The sequence below is a fragment of the Flaviramulus basaltis genome (genome assembly GCF_900114265.1).
Classification (GTDB): Bacteria; Bacteroidota; Bacteroidia; order Flavobacteriales; family Flavobacteriaceae; genus Flaviramulus; species Flaviramulus basaltis.
This window is the reverse complement of record NZ_FPKV01000002.1, coordinates 633,153-649,936: the sequence shown is the minus strand read 5'-3', so window position 1 is coordinate 649,936 and position 16,784 is coordinate 633,153. Positions and strand designations below refer to the sequence as shown.

At 29.4% G+C, this 16,784-nt stretch carries 20 protein-coding genes; 9 read left to right on the top strand and 11 right to left on the bottom strand.

Annotation, left to right across the window (positions count from 1 at the left end; genetic code table 11):
• The first annotated feature begins 50 nt into the window (after positions 1-50).
• The gene (locus BT151_RS09410; RefSeq protein ID WP_072401550.1) at positions 51-713 is read left to right on the top strand and encodes a peptidoglycan-binding protein LysM; all 663 of its coding nucleotides are present in this window, start codon (positions 51-53) and stop codon (positions 711-713) included.
• Positions 714-719: 6 nt separating this feature from the next.
• Here the strand turns inward: BT151_RS09410 and BT151_RS09405 are convergent, their stop codons facing one another.
• From BT151_RS09405 to dnaA, 4 genes are read right to left on the bottom strand one after another with little or no spacing between them, the layout of a single operon-like run.
• The gene (locus BT151_RS09405; RefSeq protein ID WP_072401548.1) at positions 720-1,436 is read right to left on the bottom strand and encodes an SAM-dependent methyltransferase; all 717 of its coding nucleotides are present in this window, start codon (positions 1,434-1,436) and stop codon (positions 720-722) included.
• Entirely contained in the window at positions 1,437-2,828 is a 1,392-nt protein-coding gene (locus BT151_RS09400) for a PQQ-dependent sugar dehydrogenase (protein ID WP_072401546.1), read from the bottom strand. It abuts the gene before it with no gap.
• A 53-nt stretch (positions 2,829-2,881) separates the two neighbouring features.
• Positions 2,882-3,337, bottom strand: coding sequence for a low molecular weight protein-tyrosine-phosphatase (locus BT151_RS09395; RefSeq protein ID WP_072401544.1), 456 nt, complete (start codon positions 3,335-3,337; stop codon positions 2,882-2,884).
• A 12-nt stretch (positions 3,338-3,349) separates the two neighbouring features.
• Positions 3,350-4,777, bottom strand: coding sequence for a chromosomal replication initiator protein DnaA (gene dnaA, locus BT151_RS09390; protein ID WP_072401541.1), 1,428 nt, complete (start codon positions 4,775-4,777; stop codon positions 3,350-3,352).
• Between the two features lie 194 nt (positions 4,778-4,971).
• Here dnaA and BT151_RS09385 point away from each other — a divergent pair, with 194 nt between their 5' ends.
• The gene (locus BT151_RS09385) at positions 4,972-5,370 is read left to right on the top strand and encodes an acyl-CoA thioesterase (RefSeq protein WP_072401538.1); all 399 of its coding nucleotides are present in this window, start codon (positions 4,972-4,974) and stop codon (positions 5,368-5,370) included.
• Position 5,371: 1 nt separating this feature from the next.
• On the opposite strand, the gene BT151_RS09380 is transcribed toward BT151_RS09385, so the two are convergent.
• The 4 genes from BT151_RS09380 to BT151_RS09365 are packed head-to-tail and all read right to left on the bottom strand — an operon-like array spanning position 5,372 to position 8,042.
• Positions 5,372-5,980, bottom strand: coding sequence for an IMPACT family protein (locus BT151_RS09380; protein ID WP_072401536.1), 609 nt, complete (start codon positions 5,978-5,980; stop codon positions 5,372-5,374).
• Positions 5,973-6,587 carry an HAD family hydrolase gene (locus BT151_RS09375; protein ID WP_072401534.1) on the bottom strand — a complete coding sequence of 205 codons (615 nt, stop codon included), beginning with the start codon at positions 6,585-6,587 and terminating at the stop codon, positions 5,973-5,975. The genes BT151_RS09380 and BT151_RS09375 overlap by 8 nt, the downstream gene beginning before the upstream one ends.
• Positions 6,580-7,584 carry a bifunctional diaminohydroxyphosphoribosylaminopyrimidine deaminase/5-amino-6-(5-phosphoribosylamino)uracil reductase RibD gene (gene ribD, locus BT151_RS09370; protein WP_072401532.1) on the bottom strand — a complete coding sequence of 335 codons (1,005 nt, stop codon included), beginning with the start codon at positions 7,582-7,584 and terminating at the stop codon, positions 6,580-6,582. Before ribD ends, BT151_RS09375 begins: the two co-directional genes overlap by 8 nt.
• Positions 7,585-7,586: 2 nt before the next feature.
• Complete coding sequence (locus tag BT151_RS09365; protein ID WP_072401531.1) at positions 7,587-8,042, bottom strand: LEA type 2 family protein; 456 nt, start codon at positions 8,040-8,042, stop codon at positions 7,587-7,589.
• A gap of 52 nt (positions 8,043-8,094) precedes the next feature.
• Between BT151_RS09365 and BT151_RS09360 the strand changes: the two genes are divergently transcribed.
• From BT151_RS09360 to BT151_RS09345, 4 genes are all read left to right on the top strand, one after another.
• Positions 8,095-8,592 (top strand): GNAT family N-acetyltransferase, encoded by a 498-nt coding sequence (locus BT151_RS09360; RefSeq protein ID WP_072401530.1) that lies wholly within the window; start codon positions 8,095-8,097, stop codon positions 8,590-8,592.
• The gene (prmC, locus tag BT151_RS09355; protein ID WP_072402622.1) at positions 8,583-9,419 is read left to right on the top strand and encodes a peptide chain release factor N(5)-glutamine methyltransferase; all 837 of its coding nucleotides are present in this window, start codon (positions 8,583-8,585) and stop codon (positions 9,417-9,419) included. The genes BT151_RS09360 and prmC overlap by 10 nt, the downstream gene beginning before the upstream one ends.
• A complete protein-coding gene (gene ligA, locus BT151_RS09350; RefSeq protein ID WP_072401529.1) occupies positions 9,419-11,422 on the top strand; it encodes an NAD-dependent DNA ligase LigA in 2,004 nt (667 codons plus the stop codon). Before prmC ends, ligA begins: the two co-directional genes overlap by 1 nt.
• Before the next feature lie 81 nt (positions 11,423-11,503).
• Positions 11,504-12,241 carry a hypothetical protein gene (locus tag BT151_RS09345; RefSeq protein WP_072401527.1) on the top strand — a complete coding sequence of 246 codons (738 nt, stop codon included), beginning with the start codon at positions 11,504-11,506 and terminating at the stop codon, positions 12,239-12,241.
• Here the strand turns inward: BT151_RS09345 and BT151_RS09340 are convergent.
• Positions 12,238-12,627, bottom strand: a complete 390-nt coding sequence (locus BT151_RS09340) for a DoxX family membrane protein (protein ID WP_072401525.1) — start codon at positions 12,625-12,627, stop codon at positions 12,238-12,240. The genes BT151_RS09345 and BT151_RS09340 overlap by 4 nt on opposite strands.
• 230 nt (positions 12,628-12,857) lie before the next feature.
• Between BT151_RS09340 and BT151_RS09335 the strand changes: the two genes are divergently transcribed.
• Positions 12,858-13,553 (top strand): hypothetical protein, encoded by a 696-nt coding sequence (locus BT151_RS09335; protein ID WP_143144281.1) that lies wholly within the window; start codon positions 12,858-12,860, stop codon positions 13,551-13,553.
• On the opposite strand, the gene BT151_RS09330 is transcribed toward BT151_RS09335, so the two are convergent.
• Together BT151_RS09330 and BT151_RS09325 are read right to left on the bottom strand one after the other, a co-directional pair.
• Positions 13,550-14,467 carry a bifunctional metallophosphatase/5'-nucleotidase gene (locus BT151_RS09330; protein WP_072401521.1) on the bottom strand — a complete coding sequence of 306 codons (918 nt, stop codon included), beginning with the start codon at positions 14,465-14,467 and terminating at the stop codon, positions 13,550-13,552. The genes BT151_RS09335 and BT151_RS09330 overlap by 4 nt on opposite strands.
• A 10-nt stretch (positions 14,468-14,477) precedes the next feature.
• Positions 14,478-15,164: a 5'-nucleotidase C-terminal domain-containing protein gene (locus BT151_RS09325; RefSeq protein WP_317041227.1), complete on the bottom strand. Its 687-nt coding sequence runs from the start codon at positions 15,162-15,164 to the stop codon at positions 14,478-14,480.
• Positions 15,165-15,294: 130 nt separating this feature from the next.
• Between BT151_RS09325 and BT151_RS09320 the strand changes: the two genes are divergently transcribed.
• Entirely contained in the window at positions 15,295-15,816 is a 522-nt protein-coding gene (locus BT151_RS09320) for a DUF6913 domain-containing protein (RefSeq protein WP_072401519.1), read from the top strand.
• Between the two features lie 6 nt (positions 15,817-15,822).
• Positions 15,823-16,701, top strand: coding sequence for a 4-hydroxy-tetrahydrodipicolinate synthase (gene dapA, locus BT151_RS09315; RefSeq protein ID WP_072401518.1), 879 nt, complete (start codon positions 15,823-15,825; stop codon positions 16,699-16,701).
• The last annotated feature ends 83 nt before the right edge of the window (positions 16,702-16,784 follow it).

Here is a 16,784-nt window from a genome sequence, read left to right as displayed (position 1 = left end):
AATTTCAAGGTATACTATATATTATTTTATGCCAAAAAAATTTAAAAATTATGGTAAAAAATATTGCAAGTTATATAACAATAGCACTTACAATATGTGTACTATTACATGTTTCGTTTAAAACGAATGAAACAATCGATTTAAGTAAGTACTCAACAAAAGGCTTAAACTTAAATTATACTGTAAGTAATGATGCGGATGATAGTGATAATCTTTTAGCGTCTAACACGGTTCCAGATTATGAATTCTCACCTTATTTAGGGAAATCATTTGTTGGTTTTAAAGAGGCTTTAGCTTTTAAAGAATCTGGAGGGAATTATTTTTCAGTAAACACTTATGGGTATTTAGGTAAATATCAATTTGGTGCTGAAACTTTAAAAATGATAGGTATACACAATCCTGCTAGTTTTTTAAAGAATCCTAGATTGCAAGAAAAAGCATTTATAGCAAACACTGCGCGTAACAAATGGATTTTAAGACGTGATATTAAAAACTTTGTTGGAAAACGAATTAATGGTATCATCATAACTGAATCTGGTATTTTGGCTGCTGCACATTTAGCAGGACCAGGTAGTGTAAAGAAATACTTAAGAAGTTATGGTTTAGATAACTTTGCTGATGGATACGGTACAACAGTGCATTATTACATGAAGCGTTTTTCAGGTTATGATACATCATTTGTTAAACCAAACAAATTGGCAAAAGCTATTTAGTATAAATTAACTTTTGTGAATAATAAATATGGTAGGTCTTTTATGTAGGTCTACCATATTTTTTTTCCACGCATTAGATGTTTGTGTTTTTATAAATTCTGTAGAAAGTGTAATATCACAAGCCACACAAACATCTGTATTATTATCAAGGTAATTTGATAAATCTTCAAGCATTTTATTATTTCTGTAAGGTGTTTCAATAAAAATTTGAGATTGATTGTGTTCAAATGATAAGCGTTCAAGCCGCTTCATTTCATTTTTTCGTTCTCCTTTATCAATAGGAAGGTAGCCGTTAAAAGCAAAACTCTGTCCGTTCATTCCAGAGCCCATTATGGCCATTAAAATAGAAGATGGACCAACTAAAGGCACAACTTTTATATTCTTTTGATGTGCTATTTTTACAACATCAGCACCAGGATCTGCAACACCTGGACATCCAGCTTCAGATAGAAGTCCAACATCAATACCATGTAAGCAAGATTCTAAAAAACTTGGTAAATCATTTTCATCTGTATGTTTATTCAATAAAAATAATTTTAATGATGGTTGTGATTTTTCAGGACAGATTCTTTTTATAAAACGTCGTGCTGTTTTTTCGTTTTCAACAATAAAAGTATCAATGTTTTCAATAGTATTTTTAACAGTTATGGGTAATACATCTAATGGTTCGTTATCGCCTAAAGTAGTAGGAATAAGAAGTAATTTACCAAGTTGGTTTTTCATTTAATTTATAATAAGTTTTTTTGTGATTTTTGAAGAGTTTTCAAGATTGACTTCTAGAAAATATAATCCACTTTTAAAATTTTTAGTTGAAAGATTAATTGTTTGTTTATTTGGTTTTGAAATATCTATAACTCTTTGTCCATGAATATTGTAAACTGAAATTAATTCAACATCATTAAACCTGTTTGATAAATCAATAAATATATTTTCTCTTGCTGGGTTTGGATATAATTTAAAGTTAAATAATTCACCTTCTTTTGTGCTTAAATTAGCATCAGTAATTTTATATATATTTGAACCTCCCGCAATATAAAGTTCTCCATTAAAATCCTCACCAAAAGTAGTCCAATTTTGTGAAATATTTGGGGTTTGTAATGTCATAGACCAATTAGACCCTGTATTAGTTAAAATTCCAATTTCTCTACTGCAATAATCAGCAAAAAAATATTTACCTATAAAACTCGAATATGTCGACCCTCTGTAAATATAACCACCAGTAATAGAACATTTCCCATTTGAATGATCGTATTCTGCAACTGGTGAAATAGTTGATGTAAATATTGGGCAATCACTAGAATTATTATAATCGTGATTTATCCCTTCATAACATCTCCAACCGTAATTGTCTCCTGGACTTCCTGGACCAGTTACTTTATTTATTTCTTCATAAGCACCTTGTCCCACATCTGCTATCCATAAATCGTTATTAGTTTTATCAAAAGAAAATTTCCAAGGATTTCTTAAGCCTATAGCATAAATTTCTGGACGAGCATCATTAGGACCATTAGCAGAATTTGAAAATGGGTTACTTGTTGGAATGCTATAAGTGGTTCCGCTAACATCAATTCGCAAAATTTTTCCTAGAAGGGTAGTGGTATTTTGAGCTCTATTTCCTGGATCTCCTCCATCGCCTCCATCTCCTGTTGCAATGTATAAAAAGCCATCCTGACCAAAAGCCAATTTACCACCATTGTGGTTGCCAAAAGGTTGGTTGATGCTCAATAATATAGTCTCTGTAGTGTTTGCTATGTTAGAATTGGCACTAACATTAAATCTTGAAATTACGGTATTTCCTGAATTATTAATATAATTTACATAAAAACGCCCTGTTGTATTGTAATTTGGAGCAAAAGCTAAACCTAATAAACCTGTTTCTCCACCAGAACCAACTATAGAATTAATATCTAAAAAAGGAGTTGGATTGATAGTTCCGTCGGTATTAAGTATTTTAATAATACCAGCTTGTTCAACAATAAAAAGTCTATCGTCTCCCGCATGAGCTATTTCTATAGGACTAGAAAAACCTGTTCCAAAACTTTGTAATTCAATAGTTTGCGAGAATCCTAAAAAGTTGAAGCTAAAAAAAACAATGAGAAAATTTTGTAGTTTCATAATGCAGCTTTTCATGTAAAGTTAATAAATAAGCGGCTATTTTTTGAAACAAATTAGGGATTTAGTTTTTTTGCAATATTATCGCAAGCTTCATTTAGCATTTTATAAATATTTTCAAAACCTTCATCACCTCCATAATATGGATCTGGAACATCATGGTTTTGATTTGGATAAACCTCGTTTAAAATAAATTTTACTTTGGCAATATCTTCATCATTTCTAGCTAACTTAATAACATTTTTGAAATTAGATTCATCCATAACATAAATCCAATCAAACATATCAAAATCGTAAACATGAAACTGTCTGCCTCTAAGATTTGAAATATCTAAACTGTTTTTTCTAGCAACAGCAATGGAACGTTTGTCAGGAGAATTTCCAGTATGATAATTAGCAGTTCCTGCAGAATCAATAGTAAAAGAATCTTTAGGGAGTTTTGATTTTAAAATACCTTCGGCTAGTGGAGAACGACAAATGTTTCCCAAGCATACCATCAGAATTTTAGTCATTTTAAGCGAATTTTAAACAGAAAGTTTTTTGGTGATATCTTCAACGTATTTTCTAAATTGCTTATCGGTTGAAGATAAATTATCTACTGTTTTACAAGCATGTAGTACGGTTGCATGATCACGTTTTCCAATTTGAGAACCAATACTTGCTAAAGAGGCTTTGGTGAACTTTTTGGCAAAAAACATAGCTAATTGTCTTGCTTGAACTATATGGCGTTTTCTTGTTTTAGATTGTAGAGTATCAATATCCATTTGGAAATAATCAGACACTACTTTTTGAATATAATCTATAGAAACTTCGCGTTTGGTGTTTTTTACAAACTTCTCTACAATAATTCTAGCTAAATCAATAGTGATTTCTTTTTTATTGAAAGACGATTGAGCAATTAACGAAATGATAGCACCTTCAAGTTCTCTAACATTCGTTTTAATGTTTTTAGCAACGTATTCAATAATATCTTCAGGCATTTCAACACCATCACGATATAATTTGTTTTTCAAGATAGAAACTCTGGTTTCAAAATCAGGGTTTTGTAATTCTGCCGATAATCCCCATTTAAAACGAGATAATAAACGTTGTTCAATATCTTGCATGTCTACAGGAGCCTTATCACTAGTTAAAACAACCTGTTTTCCATTTTGATGTAAATGATTGAAAATGTGAAAGAAAACATCTTGAGTTCCTGTTTTTCCAGAAAGGAATTGCACATCATCAATAATTAATACATCTATAATTTGATAAAAATGAATAAAATCATTTCTATTATTTTTCTTTACTGCATCTATATATTGTTGCGTGAATTTTTCAGCAGAAATATATAAAACCGTTTTTTCTGGATACTTATCTTTTATATCAACACCAATAGCGTGAGCTAAATGCGTTTTTCCTAAACCAACACCACCAAAAATTAATAAAGGGTTAAAAGATGTGCCACCTGGTTTTGCTGCAACAGCCAAACCTGCACTACGAGCCAGTCTATTAGAATCTCCTTCTAGAAAATTTTCAAAACTGTAATTAGGGTTAAGTTGAGATTCAATTTTTACATTTCTAATTCCAGGAATTACAAATGGGTTTCTTAATTCTGGACTCTTATTATTTAATGGAACATCAACATCTTGAGATTTTAATGCGCCTCTATTTGAACTTGGAATTTTTTCTGTAAAGGGTTGTTTGTTGCCATAAGTGTTTTCCATTTTAATAATGTAAACAAGCTTAGCCGTTTCTCCTAACTCTTTTGTGAGTGATACTTTAAGAATTTTCACATAATGTTCTTCAAGCCACTCATAAAAGAATTTACTAGGTACTTGAATACTTAATGCGTTATCCGTAAGTTTAACTGCACTTATGGGTTCAAACCATGTTTTGTATGCTTGCGGTTGAATATTATCCTTTATAAATTCGAGACAATTATTCCATACCGATTGCGCAGTTACACTCATTTTTTAGTTTTATTTTTGGTTTTTGTTTTAGTTAGAATGCGTATGAAAAATAGCTTTTCATATCCCCCTTTAATAGTGAGGCAAATATGTGAACAAAATTCTTAAAAAAAAAATCATTTACTATTGAATTTTTAGAATTTTTTCCTCATGTTTAGCCGTCAGCCGAAACTACAAAAAAATATTTAAACAAGCCTATGAAATTCGATGAAATACAAATTAGAGTGAGATATGGTGAAACAGACCAAATGGGAGTCGTATATCACGGGAATTACGCATTATATCTTGAAATGGGGCGTGTTGAGTGGTTAAGAAAAATGGGTATTTCTTACAAATATATGGAGGAGAATGGAATTATGTTACCTGTTGTTTCTCTCAGCTTAAACTATAAAAAACCAGCAGGTTATGATGATGTAATTAATGTAAAAACACAACTTAAAAACAAGCCTACAGCAAAGATTGAATTTGATTATGAAATCACAAATGAGAAAGGTGAAATTTTAACAACTGCTAGTACGACTTTAGTGTTTGTAGACATGGAAACTAACCGGCCAGTTAAAGCGCCAAAGTATATATTAGACCTACTTGAAGATTAATTTAAGCTTCTTTAATTTCGATTTCGAAAAGATTATTGAAAATGTTGAAAACAAATTCAGCTTCTTTTTTTCTTACCGAAATAGTAATCTGGCAATCCATTTCTAGTTTTTGATGGGTTATGTTTAATTGCTTTTCTTTAATAATACGCATTACCGTATTCATGTTTTTATAATCAAAGCTAATAAGAAAGTCAATATTTATTGTTTTTTCAACGATAGTTGAATTTTCAAGTATCATTTGTGAGGCCGTTTTGTAGGCGTTTATTAAACCTCCAACACCTAATTTAACGCCACCAAAATAACGGACTACTACAATTAAAATGTTTGTAACATCAAAAGATTGTATCTGCCCATAAATAGGCATGCCAGCAGAATTGTTTGGCTCACCATCGTCATTTGCACGGTAACTTATTGTTTCTGTTCCTATTTGATAAGCATAGCACCAATGTCTTGCAGAGTGATGTTCTTTTTTTAGTTGTTCTAAGTTTGACTTCACATCTTCTTCACTTAAAACAGGAAAGGCGTAACCAAAAAACTTACTGTTTTTATCTTTAAATAAAACAGGTTCTGGAGTGGTTAAAATGGTTTTGTATGTATCTTTTTCAAGCAAATAATTTATCTTTTGTTTTGAATAAATTGGTTATATCTTCTGTAGCAGGGTTTATATGCCAAGTTTTAACCTTTAGTTTATTGGCGGTATTTATATTGTCTTGGTTATCATCAATAAAAAAACATTCGTTGTTTTTTAGGTCGTTTTCATCTAAAACAAATTCAAAAATATCAGTATTGGGTTTCACTAAGTTAATTTCGTGTGATAAATAAAAAGCATCAAAACAATTTTTGAACTCTTCATAAAACAATATATTTTGCTTAATCCAATTGATGTGAAGTTCGTTGGTATTACTTAAAAGAATGAGTTTATATTTTGAAGAAGCTTTTAACTCTTTTAAAAACTCTAAACGATATTTTGGAAAATCTTTCAGTATGTAATTCCAAACATCAATTAATTCATCTTTTGAAAGTTTCGGAAAATTTTCAGAATAAAATTCAAGAAATTCGTCCGTAGAAATTAAACCTTGTTCGTAAAAGCTATTAAAAGCAAGCATTTCATCTGATAAAGCATTAACGTCAAACTTTTCTAAAGCATAATTTTTGGCACCTTCAATATCAAGGTTTATGAATACATTGCCAAAATCGAATATTATTGTTTTAATCATTCTTGTAAATTTTAAGAATATCTAGATTTATTTTTTCTTCAGAAATTAATTCACCTGAAAAATTTGGAGCCTTAATACCATTTTTAAATGAAACTGTACCTGTAAAAATTCTTGCTTCATCCCATAGATTTTCATTAATAAAAGTCTGTAATGTTTTTGCGCCACCTTCAATAATTATTGAATTGATATTATTTTCAAATAAAATAGTACAGGTTTGTTCAGCAATGTTTTTTGAAAAATCTATGTCTTTACTTGTTATTGTAATGGTTTTAGAGTTGTTATTAAAAACCGCATAATCTTTAGTTAATTTTTTTTCTCGGTCAATTACTATTCTTATTGGATTTTCTCCAAACCAATCTCGTGTTGTTAACGATGGATTATCTTCAGTAACAGTATTTGTGCCAACTAAAATAGCTTGTTCTTCAGCGCGCCATTTATGCACTAATTGTCTCGAATATTCGTTAGTAATCCAAACTGGTTTTTTTTCGTTTTTGGTTATTGGAGCAATAAAACCATCTGTTGTTTCAGCCCATTTTAAAATAATATAAGGTCTTTTTTTGTTGAAATAAGTAAAAAAGCGTTTATGATGGTTTTTACATTCATTTTCTAAAACACCTACAGTTACATTACAGCCTGCCTTTTTTAGTTTTTCAATTCCTTTTCCTGCTACCTTTTCATTATCATCAATGCAACCAATCACTACATTCGGAATTTGATGACTAATAATAAGGTCACTACAAGGTGGCGTTTTTCCATAGTGGGAACAAGGTTCTAGTGTGACATAAAGTGTGGCTTCTTTCAATAAATTTTTATTTACAACCGAGTTTATAGCATTTACCTCGGCATGATTTCCACCATATTTACTAGTGTAGCCCTCTCCAATAATTTTATTATTATGTACAATAACACTGCCAACCATTGGGTTTGGTCTTGTATTTCCCAATCCGTTTTTGGCAATTTCTATGCAACGTTTTATATAGGTTTCGTGAGTGTTCAAGACTAAAAGTTAATTTTCACATCTTCGGTTTTATCAATGTTATAAGAATATGAAAAACCAAATGTGCTATATTCAATAATGCCTTTATATTGGGCTTTTACTTTTTTGCTAAATAAACTACCTAATAAACCACTCAAATTTTTATTGCTAAAAAGGCTGTCTGTTGGTACTTTAGTTTTTAGTGGCATTGAGAATTTATTTTTTGCAGGTATTTTAAAGTTTTCGGCAGAAACGGTAGCCATTTCATTGTCATTAACAAACACTTTTATTTCATCTGTTTTCAAACTACCACCAATATCGTTTGGGTTTATAAACAAAGCATCTGCAGTTATAGTCACGTATTTAGGTGTGGATTCTAAAACTTTAATATTTTCTAAACCAATAAATTGTGGTTTCTCATTAACCGAACAGCCAAAAAGCAACATACATATTGTTGATAAGATTATGAGTCTTTTCATTTTAGTTTTTTTCTATTTAACGTATCTTCACTCATTAAAAAACACCAATTAAGTGAGTAAAGATACTATAGTTATTCGAGAAATTGAACCTCAAGACAATGCACAATTGGAGCAAGTTATTAGAGCGTGTTTTCATGAATTTAAAATTCCTTTAGAAGGCACGGCATATTCAGATGAAGAAACTCCAAGAATGTATGAGTCTTATCAAAACGATAATGATGTTTATTATGTTATTGAATTAAATGGCGAAATATTAGGAGGCGGTGGTGTTAAACCTTTAAAGGATTTTGAAAATGATGTTTGCGAAATTCAAAAAATGTACTTTTCGCCAAAAGTAAGAGGCAAAGGATATGGGAGAAAGCTATTTGAAAAATGTGTGCAGTCTGCAAAAAAATTAGGTTTTAAGCAATGTTATTTAGAGTCTGCTTCACAGTTAAAAGCAGCTATCCACATTTATGAAAGCAATGGTTTTAAACATTTAGAAGGTGCTTTAGGTAACACAGGACATTACTCATGTGGTGTTTGGATGATAAAAGATTTATGCGATTAAAAGATATTCAAAATACATTTCACCAAGAATTAGATGCTATTTATTTAAAAGAAGAAGTAGATAGTTTTTTTTACATCTTGATAGAATCATATTATAATGTGTCTAGAATTCAATTGGCCATGAATCCTGATTATGAGGTTGATGATTGCAATGTTATTTTAAATGCTTTAGACTCATTAAAACGGGAAAAACCATTACAATATATATTAGGTGAAACTGAGTTTTATGGTTTACCATTTAAAGTAAACGAACATGTTTTAATACCAAGACCAGAAACTGAAGAATTGGTAGAATGGATTATAAAACATAACGATAAACAAAGAAACATATTAGATATTGGTACAGGAAGTGGTTGTATTGCAATTTCTTTGGCTAAACATATTAAAAAGGCTAAAGTATATGCTTTAGATGTTTCTAGTGAAGCATTAAAAATCGCTAAAATAAATGCTCAATTAAATAATGTTAATATTGAATTTATAGAAGCTAGTATTTTAGAGCAGCCAATTATTAATGCAAAATTTGATATTATAGTTTCCAATCCGCCTTATGTAAGAGAGAAAGAAAAGGAATTAATAAAGTCTAATGTTTTAGATAATGAGCCACATTTGGCACTCTTTGTAAAAGATGAAAATCCATTACTTTTTTATGAGGCTATTTCTCAATTTGCGGTTAATAATTTATCAAAAAAAGGGGTGTTGTTTTTTGAAATCAATGAGTATCTTGGAAACGACATGATTGCTTTGCTAAACCATAATAATTTTTCAAACATACAATTAAAACAAGATATCTTTAAAAAAGATAGAATGATAAAAGGGGTTTTAAATTAATGAATACAGTAGAAAAACAAATTGAAACTTTGCGTAACGAATTGCGTGAACACAACTATAATTATTATGTGCTTGATAGTGCTGTAATTTCAGATTACGAATTTGATATTAAACTTCAAGAACTTCAAGAACTTGAAGCAAAACATCCAGAATTTTTTGATGCTAATTCACCATCACAACGCGTTGGGGGAGAAGTAACTAAAAACTTTGAGACAATTCCGCATGAGTATCGCATGTATTCTTTAGATAATTCATATTCAAAAGAAGATTTACTAGATTGGGAAAAGCGTATTAAAAAATTAGTTGATGGCGATGTTCAATATACTTGCGAGCTAAAATACGACGGCGCTTCAATAAGTCTAACCTACGAATCAGGTAAACTGGTTAAAGCGGTTACGCGTGGCGATGGATTTCAAGGTGATAATGTAACAGCAAATGTTAAAACAATTAAATCTGTACCACTTCAATTAAAGGGCGATTATCCGCCTAAATTTGATATACGAGGTGAAATTGTTTTACCTTTTGATGGCTTTAATAAAATGAATGAAGAACGTATTGAAATTGGAGAAGAACCTTATAGAAACCCAAGAAATACAGCGTCAGGAAGTTTGAAATTACAAGATAGTGCCGAAGTTGCTAAACGTCCGTTAGAGTGTTTACTTTATAATTTAACAGGAACCGACTTAGGTGTTAAAACACAATCTGAAAGTTTAGAAAAGGCAAGACAATGGGGATTTAAAGTTCCAGATGCTGCAAAATTAGTTAACTCTATTGATGATGTTTTAGAGTTTATTGATTACTGGAATACACATCGCCATAATTTGCCATATGAAACTGATGGTGTGGTAATAAAAGTAAACAGTTTACAACAACAAGAAGAATTGGGTTATACAGCCAAAGCACCACGTTGGGCAATGGCTTATAAATTTAAGGCGGAGCAAGTTTCAACAAAATTAAATAGTATTACTTATCAAGTTGGACGAACTGGCGCTATTACGCCTGTTGCAAATTTGGAGCCTGTTGAGTTGGCTGGTACAACTGTAAAAAGAGCATCATTACACAATGCAGATCAGATTGAAAAATTAGATATTAGAGTAGGAGACGAGGTTTATGTTGAAAAAGGCGGGGAGATTATCCCGAAAATTCTTGGAGTAGATTTAACAAAGCGACCTGTGGATTCTCTGCCTACACAATATATTACCCATTGTCCTGAATGCCAAACGGAACTTGTTAGGCAAGAAGGGGAAGCTCAGCATTACTGCCCAAATTATAATGGTTGTAATCCTCAAATTATTGGGAGAATTCAACATTTTATATCTAGAAAAGCTATGGATATAGAAGGTTTAGGAGGAGAAACAGTTGCGCTTTTAGTTAATGAAGGTTTGATTAGCAATTATTCAGATTTGTATGAATTAACAAAAGAGCAAGTTATTCCTTTAGAGCGAATGGCAGAAAAAAGTGCAGAAAATTTAATTCAGGGAGTTGAGAAATCAAAAAGTATTCCTTTTGAACGTGTTTTGTATGCTTTAGGGATTCGATATGTTGGGGAAACTGTAGCTAAAAAATTAGCTAGACATTATAAAAGCATTGAAGCAATTGAAAACGCCTCAGAAGAAGAATTGGTTAATGTAGATGAAATTGGGATCAAAATAGCTGAAAGTGTAAATGCTTTCTTTTCTTCAGAAGAAAACATCTTTATTGTTAATAGATTAAAGCAATTTGGCGTTCAATTAGAAATGTCTGCAGAAGAGCTTATAGGGAAAACTAATATATTAGAAGGACAATCAATTGTTATAACGGGAGTTTTTGAATCAATTTCCAGAAATGAGTTAAAAAAACTTATTGAAGATAATGGTGGTAAAGTTAGTAGCTCTATTTCATCAAAAACGAGTTATATTGTTGCGGGTGATAATATGGGGCCAAGTAAAAAAGATAAAGCAGAAAAACTTAATATTGAATTAATAAATGAGTATAATTTCTTACAAAAAATAATAAAAAAATAACTTTTAATCGATAAAACGCTTTTTTTTATCGATTATTTGTAAAAATATTTTATATTTGAGAATTAACCATTAATTACTGTTATGTACAAGTCGAAAGTCTTGGTAAGTTTTATTATTATTTGTTATGTGTTTTTTGCCATATTTGAATTAGTAGGCAACGACACTATGGCTTATAATTTAAACTCATTAATTGTGCCTTTAATAGCATTAAGTTACATGATATTTAATAAGAAAAAAGATATATTCTTCTCTCTTTTTTTTATATTATATTCCTTATCGGATTTGATGGGCTTAGTGACTAGTTATTTGTCTTTTGAAAGAGCTGAAATGTTTAATGAATACAAATATTATATTGGAAATTCATTATATATATTGGCTTATATGTTTTTGGTGGTAAAGATTGGTAAGTCTCTTAGTTTTAAATACTTGTTGAGGAATAATAAAATACACTTAGTAGTTTTAATTATTTTAAATATTTATCTAGTATATGTTTTACAAGTAATTATTCATCCAAGTTTATTAGCAGAAAGCGATTATTATTTAGAGTTAATTTATAATATTGTAGTGGTCTTATTACTAGCCATATCATTATTAAACTATTTTCATAAAGACAATAAAAAATCATTATACTTATTTTTAGGATCTTTGTGTATTGTTTTTTCTGAATTTATGGATGTCGCTTATATATATATAGAAAAAAGAAGTTTTTTAAATATTATAGCTACATCACTTACTGTTGGTGCCTTTTATTTCTTTTATCAACAATCTAGATTATTAAACGATAAAAAGAAAGAACAAGAGTATATGTTACTAGACTAGTTTAAATTATCCTTTTTTTTTAAAGGAATATCTTTTATATACATATAAAGTATAATTCCTGATAAAATAAATGTTATAATAGCTGTTGTAAATAATATTCCTCCATCATTATTAATTTCAATTCCTAGTTGTGTTAAGTGCATAAATATAGCTCCACTAATAATTCCTAAAGTTAGAGTTGCGCCAATCCAAACAGTTTTTGGTATAAGTATTAGTAAACCCGCAATTAATTCAAGAATACCAATACCTATCCTTCCAGATGGTTCTAATCCCACTTTTTCAAAAATATAAACACTATCTGGGTGCGCCGTAAATTTAAAACGCAATGTTTGAATTAATATAATAGCCACAATAATTCTTAAAGTTAACGGGATATGTTTCTTCATTTTATAAATTTTAATAAACACTTAGACGCTCTTTTCTCCATAACTTATCAAGTTGTTCTTTAAAAAATCAGATGAAATACTTTTTTTTGTTAAAAAATCGACGAAAAGTATGTTTTTAACGTTGAAATAAAAATATATATTTATCTTTGTCTCAACCTACTTATGATAATATTTTGAGAAATTTAAATAAATTTACTTACGGTAAAGTTTCTTTTTATACTTTACTTTTAATGATTACAGTTTATTTTTTTGGTGTTTTTTACCAAAAAGAATTGTTATTACAGTTTACAATACCATTATTGATTCCTGCTTTTTTAATTATCTTTTTATTAAAGAATAAATCTTTAAGCATTCCGTTTATTTCGTTTTTGTTTTTTTCCTTTTTAGGAGATATTTCTTCAGTTTTTATTAAAGGAGATATGTTTTTTTATGTATCAAATACCTTTTATTTTTTAAGCTTTATATACTTATTTCTTATTGCTTTACCAAAATTTAAATTATTTGAAGTAGATAAATTAATAGGTATCTATTTAGTGACTGTTTTTTTAATAAATACGTATCTATTATATGCTCTTTATGGCTTTCTGAAAAGTGTTATTGCAGATGGTTTAGAAGTAAATTTATTTGCTGTTAAGAGTTTTATGCTAATTATATTAACTTTTTTATCTTTTGGAATTTATTTAAACACACAAACTAAAAGATCTATTCTTTTTTTAGCGAGTTGTGTATGTTTTGGATTTTCTACAATTTTAGATTATATAAATGTGTATTATTTATATGAGTGGAATTTTATTATGCTACATAAAATATTATATGTAGTAGGACTTTACTTTTTGTTTAGTTATGCACTAATTGAAAACCATGTTAAAAAGCATAAAACTTCAGAGATTAAAGAATCCTATTCTTCAGAAAATATTTTAGCTTAAACTATTATAGAAGTACCATTAGCTGATTTATTCTTATCAACATCAAGATAAAAGTCTATTTTACCAAGGTAAAGGCCATAGCAGCCAACTTGGTTTACTAGCATATTTTTACCTTCAATATTTTTTACGACTGTTGGTTTTGGTAAAAATGTATGTGTGTGTCCACCAATAATTAAATCAATATCCTTTGTGGCGGCAGCAAGTTTTAAATCACTTATTTTAGTTTCATTATTTTTATAATGATACCCTAAATGAGAGAGACAAATTATTAAATCGCATTGTTCATCTTCTTTTAAAATACGAGTTATATCTTGTGTGATTTCAATGGGATCTAAATATTTAGTTTCTTTATACATAGCAGGATCTACCAAGCCATCTAATTCAATTCCTAAGCCAAAAACCCCGATTTTAATACCATCTTTTTTAAAGATTTTATAGGGTTTTGTATGTGTGTCCATTATAGTGTTAGAGAAATCGTAATTAGCAGAAAGGAATTCAAATTCAGCATGTGGTAATTGTGCATATAAACCATCAATACCATTATCAAAATCATGATTACCAATAGTTGAAGCATCATATTTTAGCTTACTCATTAGTTTGAATTCCAATTCGCCGCCATAATAATTAAAGTACGGTGTGCCTTGAAAAATATCACCAGCATCTAATAAAAGCGTATTGGGATTTTCGTTTCTAATAGATTCAATTAAAGTTGCTCTTCTTGCAACACCACCTTTATTCGCATTTTTTCCATCTTCAGGTCCAAAAGCATCAATATGACTATGTACATCGTTAGTATGTAATATAGTGATTTTTGATATTTTTGGTTTTGTTGTGAAAGACTGTAGACCTAAACTGCCAAGAGTTACTAATGCGGTTCCAGCTGATGCTTGTTGTAAAAAATCTCTACGTTTCATTTGTAGTAAATTAGTTTATTTGAATAAATCTATCGTCAATTACTGGGCTTATAGTATCGTTCTTTATAAAGTTATCAATTAAAGCATTTCTAATTTTATAATTTAGAACATAAAGGCTATCACTAGTTTTAAAAAAACTCATATTATCTCCACCATTATATAAATAATCATTTGTAGCTACATAATACGTTTTATTGGGTTCAATATTTTGTCCTTTTATTTTAGCTTCAACAACTTGGTAATCTTTATCTAAGGTTAACTTAAGTTTTGAAATAGGGTGCGCTCGTTTTCCTTTGCTTAAATAGCTAATCAAACTATCAATTTGAGCACTTTTTAAAGCTGCAACTACAACACTATTTTCAAAGGGCATTAATTCAAAAGCAGTTCTTTTAGTAACATTTCCTTTTGATAAAATTGAACGAATACCACCATAATTTAAAAGAACCATATCTATATCGTGACCAGTTCTACTTTTAAAAATAGGATTGCTTTCACTATATACAGCATCTGCCATAAAGTTTCCAATAGCAGTGTTTAAATCACCGTCAGATTTTGAATAGGTGTCAACTGAATAAGCTAAAACACTATCTAAATCTTTTTCAATATGTTCTCTAAAAGGTTTAATAAAGTCTTCAATTTCTTTGTTAGCAGACAGATTGTCGTTAATTTCAACTTGTTTACTATCAATTTTTGACACGTCTAACTTTTTTGCTTTACAACTTGAAAAAACAAAAAAATATAACAAAATAAATAAATATGTAATCCTCATATTTTAAACAAGATTTTTGAATGTACTTTTGCTACCTTTGCGCAAAGTATAAAGGTAAATGATTTTAAAGGTTTTTAAAGAAAAATCTAATAAAAAATATTTAAACAAATTGCTATCTGAAAGGCATGTAAATGTTAATGATAGCAAAGTTGAAAGTCTCGGTGTCATCATAAACATTGATGAAATTGATGATTTTGAGTTGTTTAAAAAATTAGCAGATTATATAAAAGTTCGTCCTAACAAATTAAAAATCATAGCGTTTTCTGAAAAGAAAAAAGATGATTTAAACTCTTGGGATTTGTGTTTTAATCCAAAAGATTTTGGCTGGAAAGGAACTATTAATAACATGGAATTACAATCTTTTTTAGATACTGAATTTGATGTTTTAATTAGTTACTACAAAAAAGAAATTTTAGAAATTAAGATGATTACTGCGTGCTCTAAAGCAAAATTTAAAATTGGAATTTTGCAAACAGATGAGCGTTTAAATGATTTAATTTTAAAAACCAACCTAAACCAATTTGACCTATTTAAAGCAGAGGTTGTTAAATACCTAACTATATTAAATAAAATTAATTAAATTAAAATGAATAGTAAGTTTCTTGGAACGGGAGTAGCTCTAGTTACACCATTTAAATCAGATTTAACTATAGACCATGATGCATTAACTAATATTGTAAATTTCAATATAGATAATGGTGTAGAATATCTTGTAATTTGTGGTACTACAGGAGAAAGTGTAACAATAACGAAACAAGAGAAGAAGGACGTTATAGAAACTATTTCTAAAGCTAATAATGGTCGTGTACCAATGGTTTTAGGTGTTGGTGGTAATAATACAACATTAGTAATTGAAGAAATAGAATCGACAGATTTAAGTAATATTGATGCTATTTTATCGGTAACTCCATATTATAGTAAGCCTACACAAGAAGGGCTTTATCAGCATTTTAAAGCAATTTCTAAAGTTTCACCAGTAGATGTTATTTTATATAATGTTCCAGGGCGAACTGCAAAAAACATGGAGCCAGCAACGACTCTAAGACTAGCAAACGATTTTGAAAACATTATTGCAGTTAAGGAAGCAGGAAACAATATGTCTCAATATCTTGAGTTGATTAAAAATAAACCTGAAGATTTTTTAATTATTTCGGGTGATGATGATTTAGCTTTAGGTGTTATTTTAGCAGGAGGTTCAGGTGTGATTTCTGTAATAGGACAAGGATTTCCTAAGGCATTTTCAGAAATGATTCGTTTAGGATTAAAAGGCGATGCTAAAGAAGCGTATAAGCTTCATTATAAACTTATGGATGTTATTAGTTATATTTTTGAAGAAAATAATCCAGCTGGAATAAAAGCTGTTTTTGAAGCCTTAAATTTATGTCAGGATACAGTAAGATTACCATTAGTCCCTGCATCAAATGACTTAAAAAAGAAAATACAAAATTTTGTAAATACGTTTTAGTATTGTTAAATATTACTTAAACCTTATTATTACTAGCTTTAAGCAATTATTTTAGCGTTAAAATAATATTTTTAAAATCCATA